At 69.1% G+C, this 16946-nt stretch carries 16 protein-coding genes and 1 tRNA gene; 9 read left to right on the forward strand and 8 right to left on the reverse strand.

Annotation, left to right across the window (positions count from 1 at the left end):
• Position 1: 1 nt before the first annotated feature.
• From OG609_RS20065 to OG609_RS20075, 3 genes are all read right to left on the reverse strand, one after another.
• Positions 2-961, reverse strand: coding sequence for a bifunctional MaoC family dehydratase N-terminal/OB-fold nucleic acid binding domain-containing protein (locus OG609_RS20065; protein WP_327274067.1), 960 nt, complete (start codon positions 959-961; stop codon positions 2-4).
• Complete coding sequence (locus OG609_RS20070; protein ID WP_327274068.1) at positions 958-2133, reverse strand: acyl-CoA dehydrogenase family protein; 1176 nt, start codon at positions 2131-2133, stop codon at positions 958-960. Before OG609_RS20070 ends, OG609_RS20065 begins: the two co-directional genes overlap by 4 nt.
• Before the next feature lie 207 nt (positions 2134-2340).
• Positions 2341-2652: a hypothetical protein gene (locus OG609_RS20075; RefSeq protein ID WP_327274069.1), complete on the reverse strand. Its 312-nt coding sequence runs from the start codon at positions 2650-2652 to the stop codon at positions 2341-2343.
• A gap of 326 nt (positions 2653-2978) precedes the next feature.
• Between OG609_RS20075 and OG609_RS20080 the strand changes: the two genes are divergently transcribed.
• The 3 genes from OG609_RS20080 to OG609_RS20090 all read left to right on the forward strand — a co-directional run bounded on the left by OG609_RS20080 (position 2979) and on the right by OG609_RS20090 (position 4955).
• Entirely contained in the window at positions 2979-3839 is an 861-nt protein-coding gene (locus OG609_RS20080; protein ID WP_327274070.1) for a bifunctional DNA primase/polymerase, read from the forward strand.
• Positions 3840-4023: 184 nt separating this feature from the next.
• The gene (locus OG609_RS20085) at positions 4024-4611 is read left to right on the forward strand and encodes a DUF6232 family protein (RefSeq protein WP_327274071.1); all 588 of its coding nucleotides are present in this window, start codon (positions 4024-4026) and stop codon (positions 4609-4611) included.
• Positions 4608-4955, forward strand: a complete 348-nt coding sequence (locus tag OG609_RS20090; RefSeq protein ID WP_327274072.1) for a hypothetical protein — start codon at positions 4608-4610, stop codon at positions 4953-4955. Before OG609_RS20085 ends, OG609_RS20090 begins: the two co-directional genes overlap by 4 nt.
• A 165-nt stretch (positions 4956-5120) precedes the next feature.
• Here OG609_RS20090 and OG609_RS20095 read toward each other — a convergent pair whose 3' ends face one another.
• The 3 genes from OG609_RS20095 to OG609_RS20105 all read right to left on the reverse strand — a co-directional run bounded on the left by OG609_RS20095 (position 5121) and on the right by OG609_RS20105 (position 7223).
• A complete protein-coding gene (locus OG609_RS20095) occupies positions 5121-5333 on the reverse strand; it encodes a DUF4287 domain-containing protein (protein WP_327274073.1) in 213 nt (70 codons plus the stop codon).
• 238 nt (positions 5334-5571) lie between these two features.
• Positions 5572-5658, reverse strand: a tRNA-Ser gene (locus OG609_RS20100).
• A gap of 50 nt (positions 5659-5708) precedes the next feature.
• Complete coding sequence (locus OG609_RS20105; protein ID WP_327274074.1) at positions 5709-7223, reverse strand: S1C family serine protease; 1515 nt, start codon at positions 7221-7223, stop codon at positions 5709-5711.
• Between the two features lie 241 nt (positions 7224-7464).
• Between OG609_RS20105 and OG609_RS20110 the strand changes: the two genes are divergently transcribed.
• From OG609_RS20110 to OG609_RS20120, 3 genes are all read left to right on the forward strand, one after another.
• A complete protein-coding gene (locus OG609_RS20110) occupies positions 7465-8298 on the forward strand; it encodes a glycerophosphodiester phosphodiesterase (RefSeq protein ID WP_327274075.1) in 834 nt (277 codons plus the stop codon).
• A 53-nt stretch (positions 8299-8351) separates the two neighbouring features.
• Positions 8352-8957 carry an ATP-binding protein gene (locus OG609_RS20115; RefSeq protein ID WP_327274076.1) on the forward strand — a complete coding sequence of 202 codons (606 nt, stop codon included), beginning with the start codon at positions 8352-8354 and terminating at the stop codon, positions 8955-8957.
• Between the two features lie 201 nt (positions 8958-9158).
• On the forward strand, positions 9159-10124 hold the full coding sequence (locus OG609_RS20120; protein ID WP_327274077.1) for a DUF5926 family protein: 966 nt from the start codon (positions 9159-9161) through the stop codon (positions 10122-10124).
• 840 nt (positions 10125-10964) lie between these two features.
• On the opposite strand, the gene OG609_RS20125 is transcribed toward OG609_RS20120, so the two are convergent.
• Complete coding sequence (locus OG609_RS20125; protein WP_327274078.1) at positions 10965-11687, reverse strand: bifunctional DNA primase/polymerase; 723 nt, start codon at positions 11685-11687, stop codon at positions 10965-10967.
• 568 nt (positions 11688-12255) lie between these two features.
• Here OG609_RS20125 and OG609_RS20130 point away from each other — a divergent pair.
• The gene (locus OG609_RS20130) at positions 12256-13680 is read left to right on the forward strand and encodes a PP2C family protein-serine/threonine phosphatase (RefSeq protein WP_327274079.1); all 1425 of its coding nucleotides are present in this window, start codon (positions 12256-12258) and stop codon (positions 13678-13680) included.
• A 135-nt stretch (positions 13681-13815) separates the two neighbouring features.
• Positions 13816-15279, forward strand: a complete 1464-nt coding sequence (locus OG609_RS20135) for an aminopeptidase P family protein (protein ID WP_266359709.1) — start codon at positions 13816-13818, stop codon at positions 15277-15279.
• A 47-nt stretch (positions 15280-15326) separates the two neighbouring features.
• Here the strand turns inward: OG609_RS20135 and OG609_RS20140 are convergent, their stop codons facing one another.
• Entirely contained in the window at positions 15327-15854 is a 528-nt protein-coding gene (locus tag OG609_RS20140; protein WP_327274080.1) for an ATP-binding protein, read from the reverse strand.
• A 259-nt stretch (positions 15855-16113) separates the two neighbouring features.
• Between OG609_RS20140 and OG609_RS20145 the strand changes: the two genes are divergently transcribed.
• Positions 16114-16917, forward strand: coding sequence for a hypothetical protein (locus OG609_RS20145; RefSeq protein WP_327274081.1), 804 nt, complete (start codon positions 16114-16116; stop codon positions 16915-16917).
• Positions 16918-16946: the final 29 nt, after the last annotated feature.

The following is a 16946-nucleotide window of genomic DNA, read 5'->3' on the forward strand; positions in this document are numbered from 1 at the left end:
GTCAGCCCTCGCCTCCACGGAAGACCGGAAGCTCCAACTCCGGGTCCGTACGGAGGAATTCCAGCCGCACCGGCATTCCCGTCCGCACCTTGTCGTACGGCACGCCGACCACATTGCCGACCATCCGCACGCCCTCCGCCAGCTCTATCAGCGCCACCGCGTACGGCCCGCCCTCCGCGGAGGTGCTGAAGGCGGGGAAGGGCGGGTGATGCATCACGACGTAACTGAAGACGGTGCCCTCGCCGCTCGCCTCGACCGTGTCCCATTCCTGGCAGCCGCATCCGTTGCAGCCGGGCAGCCAGGGAAAACGCAGGGTCGCGCACTCGCCGCACCGCTGGATCAGCAGCCTGTGCTCGGCGACGCCCTGCCAGAACCCGGCGTTGTCCCGGTTGATCACCGGCCTCGGGCGCAGGCTCCGGCCGCCGCGGGGCGCCGCACGCTTCACCGCTGCCGGTGTGTACTTGAGAATCCGGAAGCGGTGCGTCCCGGCGGGCTCCCCCTCCGCGCGGACGTCCATCCGCGTCGTCACGAAGTAGCCCGTCCCCAGCCTGGTCGTCTTCCGCTCCGAGACCGACTCGATCACCGCGTCGAACGTGATCCGGTCGCCGGGCCGCAGCGGCCGCAGATATTCCTGTTCGCAGTCGGTCGCGACCACCGAGGCGTATCCCGCGCCGTCGAGCAGGGCGAAAAGGTCCTCGTACGCCTGGGAGCGGTCGGTGTGCCCCGAGAGGCCGCCCATCGTCCACGCCTGCAGCATCGTCGGCGGGGCGATCGCCTCCGGCCCCGTGTAGGCGGGGCCGGTGTCCCCCATCGCCTCGCACCAGTGCCTGATCATCGGCTCGTTGACGAGGTCCTTGCCGACGCCCGCGGTCGCGGCGGCACGCCCCTCGAACTCCTTGAGCCGCTCGTACAACTGGTCCGGCCCGCCCTGTTCTTCCCGCTCTTCCCGCGCGCCCGTCACCGCTTGCCCCTCTTCATGCCGAGCCGCATCGTCGCGACGATCTCCCGCTGCACCTCGCTCACTCCGCCCCCAAAGGTGTTGATCTGCGCCGCCCTGTTCATCCGCTCCAGCTCCCCGTCCCCGAAGGAGCCGGGCGAACCGCCCCGGATCGTCCCGGCCTCGCCCGTGATTTCCTGGCAGATCCGATACACCTCGACAGCGCTCTCGGTTCCCACGAACTTCACGCCGCTCGCCTCGCCCGGGGCCAGCGAACCCGCCCCGACATCCCCCACCATCCGCCAGTTGAGCAGGCGCGTCGCCGCCAGCCGGGCGTACGCCTCGGCCAGCCGGGTCCGCACCCATGGCTCATCCACCGGACGCCGGCCCGTCAGCGGGTCGGGGGTGCGAGCGAAGGTGAGTGCCGCCTCGTAGAAGTCCTCGGCCTGCATTCCGATGGCGGCGAGGGCCACCCGTTCGTGGTTCAGCTGGTTGGTGATCAGCCCCCAGCCGCCGTTCTCCGCACCGACCAGATGAGTGGCGGGCACACGTATCGCGTCGTAGTAGGTGGATGTCGTGGTCAGTCCGCCCACGGTCTCGATCGGCGTCCAGGCGAACCCCGGGGCGTCCGTCGGGACCAGAATGATCGAGATGCCCTGGTGCTTGGGTGCATCCGGGTCCGTGCGGCAGGCGAGCCAGATCCAGTCGGCGTTCTGCGCATTGCTGGTGAAGATCTTCTGCCCGTCGATCACCCAGGAGTCGCCGTCCCGCACGGCCCTGGTGCGCAGCGCGGCGAGATCCGTACCGGCCTCCGGCTCGCTGTAGCCGATGGCGAAGACGACATCGCCGCTGAGGATCCTGGGCAGGAAGTACGCCTTCTGCTCCTCGGTCCCGTATTTCATCAGCGTCGGCCCGACGGTGTTGAGGGTGACCATCGAAACGGGCGCCCCTGCCCGGTAGGCCTCGTCGAAGAAGACGAACTGCTCGTCGGGGCCACGCCCGCGGCCGCCGTACTCGAGGGGCCAGCCGAGTCCGAGCATCCCGTCCGCGCCGATCCGGCGCAGCAGTCGGCGTTGCTCGACCGGGTCCTCGACCCCGGGCCCCGTCCTCGCGTCCCTCCCGGGCATCACCGTGCGGAAGTACGTACGGAGTTCGGCGCGCAGCTGTTGCTGACGCTCCGTCTGGGCGAGGTGCACGGCGGCTGCCTCCCGGACACGGGCGTACGGATCAGGGTTTCTGACTGTCCGTCAGATCTGTACTCGCTGTCAAGGTCGCCGACGCCCCCGAGGCTGCCGCCGGGCGACGCGAAGCGGCCTGCGCAAGGACACCGAAGTGCCCTTGCGCAGGCCGCTGCTCAACCACCCATGGCCCGACCCCCCGACCGACCCATGGCCGGTCCCGGGTCACCAGAGATTGGTGAAGTTCACCACGACGTTCTCGTTGTGCTGGTGGATCGCGGTGAACGCCGATCGGTTCACCTGCGCGGAGTTGCTCTGGTTCGACGCTCCGGAGCCGACGGCCTGCTGCTGTGACGTGGACGAATTACCGGAGTTGTTGCCACCGACGCCACTGCCGACGACCGTCGCGACGGCCGCGTTCGATCCGTCGTTCGCGAACGAGCCACTGTCGGCCTGGGCCACGCCACTGAAGAGCACGGCAGCGAGAGGCAGAGCCGCAACAGCGGCGAGGGCGCGAGCGGTACGGGTGCTTGCCATGTCAATTCCTCCAGGAAGCGGAAGTACGGCTTGTCCCGAGGCAGTTGGCCGACCACCCCGGTGTTGGTCACGACGTCGCGAGACGAGAGCTGCCCACCGAATCCCCAGCGAACCACCCGTGTGATCCGATTCCCCCACAAGCATGATGAACACCCGATAAACCCTCTCGCGCCCCCAAAGCCCCAGCCCACCCCCCTCCTGCGCCCCTTCCATCCTCTCCGGGCCGCCCGATCCCGCACGCTCCAAGAGAAGAAGCGTTCCGGCACCCGACCCGCCGGGCCCCATCCCTCTTCCCTTCTTCGAACACCTGTACGAAAATAGAGTTCATGGCCATCACCGACCGGCAGACCGCCACCCTGGCCCTCGCCCACGCACTCTCCGCAGCCGAGCGCGGGCTCCCCGTCATCCCGCTCTCCGCCGGCAAGCTCCCAGCCCTGCCTTCTCCGCACCGGAACGAAAACCGGCCGGTCACCTGCCGGGGAGCCTGCGGCCTTCCCGGACACGGCGTCCACGACGCCACCACCGACCCCGCCGCCGTACGCGCCCTTTTCGCCGCCGCCCCCTGGGCCACCGGCTACGGCATCGCCTGCGGCCAGCCCCCGCACCACCTCATCGGCATCGACCTGGACATCGACACCACCGGTCGCAACGACTCCGCCGTCTCCCTCCAACAGCTGGCACTGCACCACCTGTTCACCATCCCGCCGACCGTCATGGTCCTCACCCCCAGCGGCGGCCGCCACATCTGGCTGACCGGCCCGCCCGGCGTTTGCGTACCGAACTCCGCGAGCCGACTCGCCCCCGGAATCGACATCCGCGGCGCCGGCGGCTACCTGGTGGGCCCCGGCTCGGTCACCGCCCATGGCACCTACCGGCTCGCCCCGGGCACCGCCGACCTCCCGCCGGCCGCCTGCCCCCGCGCACTCCTCCACCTGCTCACACCCCCCGCGCGCCCCCACCACCCCACGCCCCGGACCGACCAGGGCCGGGGACTGGTCCGGTTCGTCCTGGCAGCACGCGAGGGTCAGCGCAACACACGGCTCTTCTGGGCAGCCTGCCGCGCCTACGAACACGGCTTCGGCGACGCCCTGGCGGACGCCCTCACCCACGCCGCCGTCCGCACCGGCCTCACCGAGCGCGAAGCCCGCGCCACCATCGCCTCGGCGGCCCGCCTCACCACGGGCTGACGGATCAGGGACGACGTAAATCGGGACGTCCCCGTAAATTGGGACGGCCTCGCGCCTCGAACAGCCGCGCGTCGAGATTGGCCTCATTTCGTCTCTACTCGAACGCTCGGGACGCGTACTTATTGGTTCCCACGCAGCCACAGGGCGGAATACGGACGCGGAACCGATACCCACGGGGGAGCTCATGGAGAACGCCGGAACTGCGGGGACCCCACTGCCTCTACCGCCGCCCCCGACCGGAACAGGCGTCGACCTGAAGGTGAGCAGACGCCTGCTGTGGGTGGGAGAGGCGGCCTATCCCTTGCACAACATCACCCGGGTCCACACCTTCGAACTCAGACCCAAGCGCGCGGAAGCCTTCATGAGCTTCCTGAAATGGCTCGGCGTCACGTTTGCACTGTTCGTCCTTTTCCAGATGACCAACGAGAACTCACCGTCCGACGGCGAAAGCGCGGACGGATCCGCCGGCACAGTGGGGCTTCTCGCCATCGCGATCGCGATCGGCCTGGTCGTGCGCCTGGTGAAGGATCTGGCCGCGCCGTCCGAGCACGTGCTGGCCGTCGAGACGTCCAGCGCCTCCAGCGCGCTGGTCACGCTGCCCAATCCGGACCAACTGCGCCAGCTGGTCCGATACCTCGTCACCGCCATGGAGAACCCGGAGGCCGAGTTCCAGGTGCGTGTGGAGCGTGTGCTGGTCAATCCGAAGAACTACCACTTCGGCGACAACGTGAACATGTACGGCGGAATGTTCAACACAGGGATGAGCAAATGAGCAACGGCGACTCCTACCACTACGGCAACAACATCCACGGCGACAACGTCAATATGTACGGCGGTACGGGCAACACGGGCATCGTCAAGCACCAGTCCCCGGAACTTCCGGAGGCGATCGGGGAGCTGGTACGGCTGCTGAAGAATCTGCGCGGTGATCTCGCGCCCGCGAGTGCGCAAATCATCGACGACTCGCTGCCTGCGATCACCTCCGGGACGAGCGCTCCGCAGGAGCGGCACCGCGCCCTGATCGCCGTGGCCACCATCGCCGCGACCGTCGGAACACTCGGCCAACCGGTCGCCGATGCGGTCGACAAGATCCTGGGGCTGTTGGGCGCCCGGTAGGACAGCACACTGCAGGAAGCCGCGGCCCCGCAACCTGCTGCAACGTTCCTCCGTGGCCCCTGCCGGACCGTCGGAACTCCCCCCGGTCCGGCACAGGTCCGGATCTTGAGAATCCCGGTCGGCGCCGAGTCCCGTCCGGCGCGCCATGGCCGCCCGGTCGGTCGCCTACTTGTTGCTGTCCTCTGCGAGAGTGTGGGCGACGAGAGCATTGGCGTGGCCATGCCCCAGACCGTGTTCGGCCTTGAGCCAGGAGACGATCTCCATGTGCTTCCTCAGGTGGGAGGAGCGGATGAGCTCCTTCCAATCCGCAATGGGGCGCCCGTACTTCTTCTCGATCGAGGGGAAGTAGCTGGCAGGGCCCTTCACGGTTTCAGTCATGTCGGCAGTTTCCCATCCATTGGTGTGAAGTGATGCTGATACGACTGCATGAGGGAGGAAAACTCATCGCTCGGCAGCCGAAGACGGACGGGAAGGGACGTCCGACCGGGCGCTCCAGCCGGGAGGACACCCCTCTCACCCGACCGCTCGGGAAACCACAGGGGATGACGTGACCTTGCGGACAGCGCGCACGACAACGGCCCCCGACCGATTCACCAGGTCGGGGGCCGTTCATCTGCGGTGGGTGTGGGATTTGAACCCACGGTGACGTCGCCGCCACGACGGTTTTCAAGACCGTTCCCTTAGGCCGCTCGGGCAACCCACCCCGCGCCCTCGGCCCATGGACCGAGGTTGACGCGAGGACAGCCTAGCCGGTCAGCTGTCGCCCTTGCGCTCCCCCAGGGTGACTTCGGCCGTTGCCGTCTTGCCGTCGCGCTTGTAGGTCAGTGTCACCCGGTCGCCGGGCTTGTGGGTCCAGATCTCGCCGATCAGAGTCGGGCCGCTGTCGATCACGGTGTCGTTGAACTTCGTGATGACATCGCCCGCCTTGAGGCCGGCCCTGTCGGCGGGGCCGTCCTTCGCCACGGCTGCCGTACCGCCCGTGCCCTGGTCGGGAATGGCGGCGCCGCCGGTCCGCTCGTCCATCGTGACCGTGGCGCCGATCACCGGGTAGACCGGCTGACCGGTCTTGATCAGCTGCTGGGCGACGTTCGCCGCCTGGTTGATCGGGATTGCGAAGCCGAGGCCGATGGAGCCCGCCTGCGTCTGACCGACACTGCTGCCGGTCGACTGGATGGCCGAGTTGATGCCGATGACCGCGCCGCGCGCATCGAGCAGCGGGCCGCCGGAGTTGCCCGGGTTGATCGAGGCGTCGGTCTGCAGGGCGCTCATGTACGAGTTGCTGCCACCGGAACCGTCGCCGGAGGCGACCGGGCGGTTCTTGGCGCTGATGATGCCCGTGGTCACCGTGTTGGACAGACCGAACGGGGCGCCGATCGCGATCGTCGAATCACCGACCGCGACCTGGTCCGAGTTGCCGAGGGACAGCGGGGTGAGCCCCGACGGCGGGTTCTTCAGCTTCAGCACGGCGACGTCGTAGCCCTGCGCCCGGCCGACCACCTCGGCGTCGTACTTCTTGCCGTCGGAGAACGTCGCCGTGAGCTGGCCGCTGTTCGCAGCGGAGGCCACCACGTGGTTGTTCGTGAGGATGTGGCCTTCCTTGTCGTACACGAAGCCGGTGCCGGTGCCGCCCTCGCCGTCACCGCCCTGCGCATCGATGGTGACCACGCTCGGCAGCGCCTTGGCGGCCACGCCCGCGACCGTGCCGGGTTCGCGCTTGAGATCCTGCGGGTTGGACGACGCCGCGACCGTGGTGGAGCCGTTGGAGCTGTCGTTCCGGTCGGCCGCCCAGTAGCCGAAGGCGCCGCCGATACCGCCCGCGATCAGCGCCGCCGCCGCCACCGCGGCCACCAGGCCGCCCATGCCCCGCTTGCGCGGGCCTTCGGGGGAGGCGAGCTGGGCCGGAGCGCCCCAGACCGGACCGGCACCACCGCCGTCCGCGCCATGGTGCGCGTACGCGGGGACGGCGGGAGGGGGCGGGGGCCAGTTGGCTTCGGCGGCCGACTGGAGCCCGGGGGGAGGCGTACCCGGCACGGAAGCCATGGGGGTGGTCGCGGTGGCCGGTTCCTCCGTCGGGGGGTACAGCTGCTGTGCCCGGGGCGGCTGCTGCGCGGCTGCCGCGTCCGGCGTCTGCGGGTACGCCGGGGCGTCGGGCGCGGGCGTGCTCTCAGGTGACCCCTGAGGAGCATCGGCCGGCACTGGAGGTGCGGACGGAACGGACGGAACGGCCTCGGCCGCAGTGCCCTCGTTGCCCTCGTTCTCTGTGCTCACAGCTTTTTACTCCTAGGTTCCACATCATTTTCGGCAAGAGATCCGCTGTGTACGTGTCCCGGGACAGTTTTTCCCAAGGCACGTCAGGCCACTGTAAGCAGGACCTGTGCATCCGCGCGCCAATCTTTACATCCGGCAAAACGGTCTCCCGGTACGAGGTACCCACAGCCGCGTCGCAAGGCGCGGACACCCGTGACGCAAGCTGTACGCAGCAGTCGCTTCTCGGTGACACGATGACGCAGTGACCCACGCACGGCAGCAATCCACGCACCCTTCCATCCAGGTCATCGCCCACCGAGGCGCGTCCGACGACGCCCCCGAGCACACCCTGGCCGCGTACCGGAAGGCGATCGAGGACGGCGCCGACGCGCTGGAGTGCGATGTACGGCTCACCGCCGACGGCCACCTCGTCTGCGTACACGACCGCCGGGTGAATCGCACCTCCAACGGCCGCGGCGCCGTCTCCGCGCTGGAGCTCTCCGAGCTCGCCGCCCTCGACTGGGGCTCCTGGAAGGACCGCGAGGAGTCGGAGTCCCCGGACTGGGACCCGGTACCGGGGGAACTCACCTCCGTGCTGACTCTGGAGCGACTGCTCGAACTGGTCGCCGAGACACGGGCAGCCGGACGCCCTCTCCAACTGGCCATCGAGACCAAGCACCCCACCCGCTGGGCGGGCCAGGTCGAGGAGCGGCTGCTGCATCTGCTGAAGCGCTTCGAACTCGACGTCCCGCCGGCCGAAGGCCCTTCGCCGGTACGGATCATGAGCTTCTCGGCACGCTCCCTGCACCGCATCCAGGCCGCGTCCCCCACCCTGCCCACCGTCTATCTGATGCAGTTCGTCTCGCCGCGCCTGCGTGACGGGCGACTGCCGGCCGGGGCGCGGATCGCCGGTCCGGGGATGCGGATCGTACGCAGTCACCCCGACTACATCGAGCGGCTGCACCGTGCGGGCCATCGCGCCCACGTCTGGACGGTCAACGAACCTGAGGACGTCGAGCTCTGCATCGATCTCGGCGTCGAGGCAATCATCACGAACCGCCCGAAACAGGTTCTGTCACAACTGGGACGCTCTTAACATCAGTTACACGGAGTACACCGGCGCATTCGAACCGTATTCGATCGTTACGAGTGCGTCACTGGCAGGCGATTGGCCGGTTTCCGGTCCAGTCCAGGAGGGCATCCACTCCGTGGCGTGGGGCAAAGGAGGTCTCGGGGGTGGCGTTGGTGGTGGCACAGGAAGTGCCCACGTCGTCGAGCATGGCCGTACCCCATGGCCCTGCGGGCGTGGGTCAGGCGCGGCACCGGATGCGCGAGCAATTGCGCAGCTACGGGGTGCCGGATTCGGTCGTCGACGATGCTGTATTGATCCTTTCCGAACTACTCAGCAATGCCTGTCGGCACGGCAGGCCGCTGGGGCGATACACAGATGTGGGTGACGGCGACATCCGCGCCGCATGGCGTGTGGACAGAGCAGGCGGCCTGACCGTCGAAGTGACGGACGGAGGCGGTCCGACCCGACCGATTCCGGCCACGCCGTCGGTGACGGCGCGCGGCGGCCGCGGGCTCAACATCATCAGCGCGCTCGCCGAGGAGTGGGGCGTACGCGACAGCTCGTCCGGCGAGGTCACCGTCTGGGTCCTCGTCAGCGAGGGGCACGGGCGGGTGTCCGAAGTACAGAGTGTGTCGGGGCTCGACGGGCTGGGCTTCGCGGACGCCTTCGACGACATGGGCTGACGTTCCCGCACAGGTGAGGATGTCTGCGGTGACGGCGGCGATACGAGCACCCGTATCCGCACACGTGTCGATGGACAGGCGTACGCGCGGGCATTCCGCACCCCGTACCGCCGGGCGCGCAGGCGGATGCGTCCCGGACGCGACACGGGCCGCTAGGCTCGCGGCCCAGACCGCACTGTCGCAATCGGGAGAAAGCCCACCATGGCCAAGAAGCGCCCTCAGACCAAGGCCGGGAAGCAGCAACTCAAGGACGGCGAGATCCCTGTGGTCGGGGCTCGCGAGCCCTGCCCGTGCGGTTCGGGCCGCCGCTACAAGGCGTGTCACGGCCGCGCCGCCGCCCAGGCGGTGACCGAACTCGTCCACCGCCCCTTCGAGGGCCTGGCCGGCGAGTGCGACTGGGTCGCCCTGCGTGAGCTGGTACCCGCGGCAACGGTCGAGCTGACGCTGAAGGGCGGGCTGCCCAAGGGTGTGCCCTCCGTGACTCTCGCGACCGTCCTGCCCATGGCGTGGCCGGCGCTCCGCCGCGACGACGGCTCGGTGCTGCTCGCCCTGCAGAACGACACCCCGTCCGGTGACCTCAGCCGTGACCTCGCGGACACGCTGCAGCGGGCGCTGGCCGCCGAGCCCGGTTCGTCCGTGGCTGCCCGGCGCGCACCGGCCGACGGTCCGCGGCTGCAGGACGTACTCGACCCCGATGCGGCGTTCGAGCCCGTTGTCCACTCCGGCTTCGAGTTCTGGGTTCCGGACGCGGAGAACGCCACGCCCGAGGTGTCCGCGTCCCTGGAGCGCGCGAACGAGGCGGCGATCCCGACGACCCTGCTTTCCGGCCTGGACGCCGCGTACTGGTGCGAGACCCCGGAGAAGAACCACCTGCGCTGGGTCATGCCGCACCCCGAGGAGCAGCTCCTCGACGCGCTCGCCCGGCTGCACGCCGCAGGCACCTCCTCGCTGGGCGAGGGGACGCGGCTGGTCGGCTCCTTCCGGGCGCACGGGCTTATGGTCCCGGTCTGGGATCTGCCGAGCGCGATGGGGGCCGCGGAGTGCGAGAAGCCCGCGGCCGAGCTCGCGGAGCGGCTGACAGCGGCGCTCGCCTCGGACGCGCCGCTCACCGCCGAGGAGCGGCGGGCCCGTGGCGGGCTCACCAACCGCCAAGTGACGCTCAGCTGAGAGTGACAACCCCCGGGTCCGTCGAGTGACGCATGTCACAACTCCCCGTACTCACAGGTAAATCGCTGTCCTAATACACGAGATCGAATTTGCGAACGGCAGATCTCTTGTTACCGTTCTAGAAGCCCGGTCGCTGGTGCATCCCCCGTCGCCAGCGACCGGGCATTCTCATTTCCGGGCACGGCGCACAGCGCGTGACGCGGCGCACAAGCCCGCACACGATCCCCTCGCCGGTGCGACCCGGCCCTCGCCTCCACATCGGGCCCCTGCAGCCCAGCACCTGTGCACCGGCCTCAACCCGGCGCGACAGGGCCCGGATTGACTGCGGGCCGCCATCGGCAGCGGAGCCTCCTCCACCGTCGCACCCTCGGCCCCGCCGGAGCGACCGGCCTCGGACAGAAGCCGGAACTCCCCTATGGATACCCCTTCACAGATCACTCGAATAAATCTTCGAAGAATACCTTGAGAAGGTCCCGGAAGATCCATCAGAAATCCCTGCACCGACGCACTTTGCAGCGGCAGACTTTGTATTGAGCGACATGAGATCGGGGCTGATGAAGTGGCCGGAGAAGACGGGAGAAGGTGGGCGCGGAACCGAAGCCGTGAAAGCTGTCACACCCGCGATACCGATCACGCGACCTCACCTGGCGGCATCCGTCGATGCCCGTCGGCTTCGCCCGAGTTCCTGACGGTCCGTCGGAGATGTCAGCGGAATATGAACATCCCGGTGCAGCATGCCCATTTACACCGGGAACTCAGGTCGACTCACGTCCGAACAAGTGAGCCGACCACGGATTCCGCCCCCACAGGGGCGCGACGCACCCGCCCACCGACCACTCGTCAGTAGGCGAGCCGGCTTCCGCCGTCCGGTGCACTGTTGCTCGCCTCGACCAGTGCATCGAGTACCGACCCCACATCCGGCAGCCACGGCGCGGCGGATCCGGAGACAGGCTCTCCCCTGTCCGGGCGCGGCCGGGAGATCAGGGAAGGAGCCCGTTCCCAGCGCGCCTGCCCTGCCCCCACCTCGGACGGCGGAAGGACGAGATAGCCGCCCTCGCCGTGGAAACGCAGCGAGCTGGGCACCCGGTCCTTGGCATACAGCAGCTCGCCGAGCCGTTCGAGGGTGTACGGAGCGACCAGCAGCGACCACCGGGTCGGCGTCGCCACCACGGGGCCGAGCCGTGTGCCCATCCGGTCCAGCTCGGCCAGCGCCCGGGCGGCCGCCACGGCCGACAGGCTCAGCGCGCACGGGGCACGTCCGCCGGTGGCCAGCACGATCGGGGCGGTGGGCCGGTTGGCCCACCACCAGCGCACCATGCGCTCGTCGGTGGTCGCCGCGAGGAGACCGGGATCGAAGGGGTGTGCGCCGGGTACGGCGCACTCGGGATCGGGACAGGCACAGCCACGGCCACGGTCACCGCGACCACCGGCCGCCTCGAGTCCCACTCCGGGGAGCACGGGCCACTGCCATGCGGTGGCACAGGTCAGGACCGCGTCCAGTTGGGCGGGCCTCACCCTGCGCCGGAGCCGGAGCCTGCGTCGCCTTCCGAGGATCTCGCGCATGAGCGCTCGTTCCTTTCCGTTGAACGCCGAGGGTCCACATCACACCACGCGCACATCACAACGCGCGTTCATCACTTCACCGTGCGTGCATGCTCTTCAAATCTGCGGTACGGGTGGGTCGTCGGTACCGAGCATGCGCTGAGCCGGGTCGAGCAGGGGCGAGACGGGTCCGGACACAAGCATGGCGAGGAGCAGCGCACGTATCGCGCTTGTCGTCCCAAGGTGCAAACCCCGCCACTCGGGGGTGGGGGCGTGGCCGTCACAGATGAGGACGTCCGGGCCCGCTGCCAGGTTCCGGGGCGATCAGAACTGCCCCTGGCCATCATCGATTACGTACCCAGCATGCCCGAAATGACGCTCCCTCTGGGACTTCACCCCGAGAACACCCCCTGTCGAGCACACCCAGTCGACCGCAAATAGCCGCCATAGGGTGCATTTTTTGGCCAACTTATGAGTCACTTGGACACCACAGATCCCGCAGGGACAATGCTGGACATGGCCTTACTTGTGCGTGTACATGTGGATGCTACGTGTACACGTGGATGCACTGATAGCGGCGCAGAATGACATGGGGGTTTGCGATGCTATTCGACGAAACGCACCGGTTGGAAAGCCGACTGCCATGAGCGCCCCGCACCTGCCGAAAGTGGCTGGAATCGATCCCATGGTTCCTGTTTCAGCGCACACTGCCGGTTCTCTGTCCGAAGTACCGGCCGCCCCCGGAGCGTTCATCCAGGACCGGCTGGCCGGCTGGGTCTCCGACCTCACCACGCTGCACGAACTCACCGAGCGACTGGCCAGAACCAGCACGCTCGACGATGCGCTGCACGAACTGCTGGACGCCGGAGCCGCCCTGGTCGGTGCCCGCCGCGGTCTGGTCGTCTTCGAACCGTCCGACCACCGCGGCCCCGTAAGCACCATCGGCCTCGGGCTCGCCCATGCCGAGCTCGGGCACATCGAGACGGTTCCGCGCAGCGCCACCTCCTACGGCCGGATCCTGGAAGGGCTCCCGGACGCCGAAGGCGCGCAGACCACTCCCGATCTGCTCGGCGACACCAGCCTGGATCCCCGCCGCCGCGAGGTCGCCGCCCGGCTCGGATACGCCGCCAGCTACGCCCTGCCGCTCACCGCCGAGGCGACCGGCAGACTAGGTGCCGCCGTCTGGCTGTACGACGAACCCGCCGAACCACTGGAACGCCAGCGCCATCTCATCGGCCTCTACGCCGGATACGCCGGCGAGCATCTGGCCAGGCTGCTGGAGCTGGAACGGGCCAGGGCAGATGTCGCCACCGTCACCGAGGAGCTGCTGCCCAGCCGACTGCCCCGGGTCACCGGCGTACAGCTGGCCGCACGCCATCGCACGGCACCACAGGGTGGCGGCGACTGGTACGACGCGCTGGCGCTGCCGGAAGGTGCGCTCGGTCTCGCCGTGGGCTCGGTGAACGGCTCCGGCCCGAGCGCCCTGGCCGCCATGGGCAGGCTGCGTGCCGGTCTGCGGGCGTACGCGGTGATGGAGGGCGAGGATCCGGTCGCCGTGCTCTCGGATCTGGAACTGCTGCTGCGGCTGACCGAACCCGCCCGTTCCGCAACCGCCCTGTTCGCCTACTGCGAACCCGCCCGCCGCAAGATCCTGCTGGCCGGCGCCGGCCACACGCCGCCGCTCGTGATCGGCGACCGGCGCACCGAATTCATCGAGACCTCGGTCTCCGCACCGCTGGGCATGCTCGCCTGCTGGGAGGCGCCCAGCGTGGAGATCACTCCCGCACCCGGCGAGACCGTACTCCTCTACACCGACGGGCTGCTGCGCCGCACCGGTGACTCGGTGGACCGGGCGTTCGCACGGCTCCACACGGCAGCGGCGTGCGTACCGAAGGCGCTGCGTGACGACGCCGGGTCCGTTGCCGACCATGTGCTGCGGACCGTGCTGCCGAACGGGCTCGACCAGGGCAACAGCACGGAGGACGTGGTCATTCTGGCCGCGCGCTTCGACTGAGCCGGCCGGCCCGCCCCGACCGCGCTGTGCAACCCGCCGCGGCCAAGCTGTGTAACAGGTCTTCCGGCCCTGTGCCCCCTTCCGTACGCCCGTACGATGGACGGGGTCCAGTGTCGTATCAAGGAGAGACAGATCGTGGCTGAGGAGCTCACCCCGGAGAACCCGGAGACCGAAGAAGAAGAGACGGTCAAGCAGCGGAAGAACGGCCTGTACCCGGGCGTCTCCGATGAACTCGCCGCGAACATGAAGTCCGGTTGGGCCGATACCGAGCTGCACGGCCTCGAACCCATCGCCCAGGCCGAGCACACCGCCGCCCGCCGCGCCGCGCTCTCCGCGCGCTTCCCCGGTGAACGTCTGGTCATCCCCGCGGGCAAGCTGAAGACCCGCTCCAATGACACCGAGTACGCCTTCCGCGCCTCCACCGAGTACGCGTACCTCACCGGCGACCAGACCCAGGACGGCGTCCTCGTACTGGAGCCGACCCAGGACGGCCATGAGGCGACCATCCACCTGCTGCCGCGCTCCAACCGCGAGAACGGCGAGTTCTGGCTCGACGGCCAGGGCGAACTGTGGGTCGGCCGCCGCCACTCCCTCGCCGAGGCCGAGCAGCTGCTGGGCATCCCGGCGAAGGATGTGCGCGAGCTCCCGGCCACGCTGGTCGAGGCCACCGGCCCGGTCCGTAACGTCCGCGGCCACGACGCCGGCATCGAGGCCGCGCTGACCGACAAGGTCACCGCGGAGCGCGACGAGGAACTGCGCGTCTTCCTCTCCGAGGCCCGACTGGTCAAGGACGCCTTCGAGATCGCGGAACTGCAGAAGGCCTGCGACGCCACTGCACGCGGCTTCGAGGACGTCGTCAAGGTTCTCGACAAGGCCGAGGCGACGAGCGAGCGCTATATCGAGGGCACCTTCTTCCTGCGCGCCCGCATCGAGGGCAACGACATCGGCTACGGCTCGATCTGCGCGGCCGGCCCGCACGCCACCACCCTGCACTGGGTGCGCAACGACGGCGCGGTGCGCTCCGGCGAGCTGCTGCTGCTCGACGCCGGTGTGGAGACCAATGACCTCTACACCGCCGACGTGACGCGCACCCTTCCGATCAACGGCACGTTCACGCCGCTGCAGCGGAAGATCTATGACGCCGTGTACGAGGCCCAGGAAGCGGGCATCGCAGCCGTCAAGCCCGGTGCCGACTACCGCGACTTCCACGACGCCGCGCAGCGCGTGCTCGCCGAGAAGCTCGTCGAGTGGGGCCTGCTGGGCGACCTGTCCGTGGACAAGGTCCTGGAGCTGGGCCTCCAGCGCCGCTGGACGCTGCACGGCACCGGCCACATGCTCGGCATGGACGTCCACGACTGCGCCGCCGCGCGCACCGAGACCTATGTCAACGGAACGCTCGAGCCCGGCGTATGCCTCACGGTCGAGCCCGGTCTGTACTTCCAGACCGACGACTTGACCGTCCCCGAGGAGTACCGGGGCATCGGCGTCCGGATCGAGGACGACATCCTCGTCACCGAGGACGGCAACCGGAACCTCTCCGACAAGCTGCCGCGCCGGGCCGACGAGGTCGAGGCGTGGATGGCTCAGCTCAAGGGCTGATCCGGAACGTCCGGCAACGGACCTCCGCGCGTCGAAGGGCGCCCCGCTCAGGACACCATGAGCAGGGCGCCCTTCCGCCATTTCAGGACCTTGTCGAAACTCACCACGGCGCCACGGCCCGGACGGTTGCCGAAGTGAACGTGATCGGCAAGCTGCTCGATCAGACAGAGACCCCGGCCGTCCTCCGCACTGAGCGACGGGTACAGCTGGGGATCGTGCTGCTGCGCGGAGGTACGCAGCGTGCGCCAGGCGGGGAAACCGGGCCCCGAATCAGCGACTTCGATACGGCACTTCTCGCCGTCCAGATAAGCGGTGACCCGGTACTGCCCACTGGCCGCCCCCGTCGGCTCGTCCCATACGTCCCACAGATCCGGGCCGACGCTCAGTTCTCCCTGGACCCTGCGGTCACCGCCGTGCTCAACGGCGTTGGCACAGGCCTCACTGAGCGCGACCGAAAGGTCGAAGGAGATCTCCGGATCCACGCCCGCGGTCTCCATCGCGCCCAGCAGGAAACGACGGGCGAGCGGAACGCTCGCAGCCTCGCGCCGCAAATGGAGGGACCACCAGATGCTCATGCTCCAGCCTCCTGGCTGCGGCTCGACATACCGATACGTATTGCCGCGCAGGACCGTTCGTAAGCACAGACCGGATGTGAGACCGCTCATTCGGCGGATACCAGCACTCCGTACACCCGTGTATGCCAGACGCGGCCGATGGCCCCGACCGGTGTCCAAACCGGTCACAGCGGCCCCGGCCCGCATCCAATCGGACGGAAGGTGACCTTCCGGACCTGCCGTACGGAGGCCCGGGGCACGGTGCGATGATGACCTCGCCATGTCTATGCCTGTCGCCCGCGCCGGAGCCGGTCTGCGGCTCCTGAGGGCCGCGGTGTTCACCGCGGTCTGTGTCGCGCTGTCCGCGGCAGGTCACTCCCTGGCTTCCTGCGCGGCCGTCCCCTGGTGGACCCTGCTCGCCGGATTCCTGGGGATCTTCGCGGTGACGGCACCGCTCGCCGGACGCGAGCGCTCGCTGCCGTCCATCGCCGCCGCGCTGGCCGGCGGACAGATCGCCCTGCACACCCTCTTCGGCGTGGGTACGCACACCACCTCGACGGACACCGCAGCGGGCGACGACTCACTGATCCGGTTCGCGGCAAGCCTCGTGTGCGGCATGGGCCCCGCGCAGTTGAACGCCGCCGAAGCGCGCCGCATCGTCACCACCGCGGGCATCGCCCCGGCGTCGGTGACGGCCGGCGGACACCAGCACATGGCCTCCGCAAGCGGCTCGGACCCGGCCGCCCTCCCCGGTCTGCTGCCCAGCCTGCCCATGCTGCTCGGCCACCTGCTGGCCGCCGTTGCCACCGGCTGGCTGCTGCGACGCGGCGAGATCGCCCTGTTCCGGCTGGCCCGGCTCTCCGCGCACGGCGCCCAGCAGGTCGCGGCCGGGGCCCGGTTGCGTGCGCTGCGCGCCGCGCTCGCGCTCGTGAATGCCCTGCGCGCCGGACTTCCCGGGGGCCCGGCAACCGGGCCGCGCACCCCCCGTACCGCAGTCGACGCCCCGGCCCCAACCACCGGGGACCCGTTGCAGCACATGGTGATCAGGCGCGGGCCGCCCCCCGTATACGCACTCGCAGCCTGACGCGACACCCTCCACTCGATGCACGCACG

Source organism: Streptomyces sp. NBC_01224, from assembly GCF_036002945.1.
In the GTDB taxonomy this organism is placed as follows: domain Bacteria; phylum Actinomycetota; class Actinomycetes; order Streptomycetales; family Streptomycetaceae; genus Streptomyces.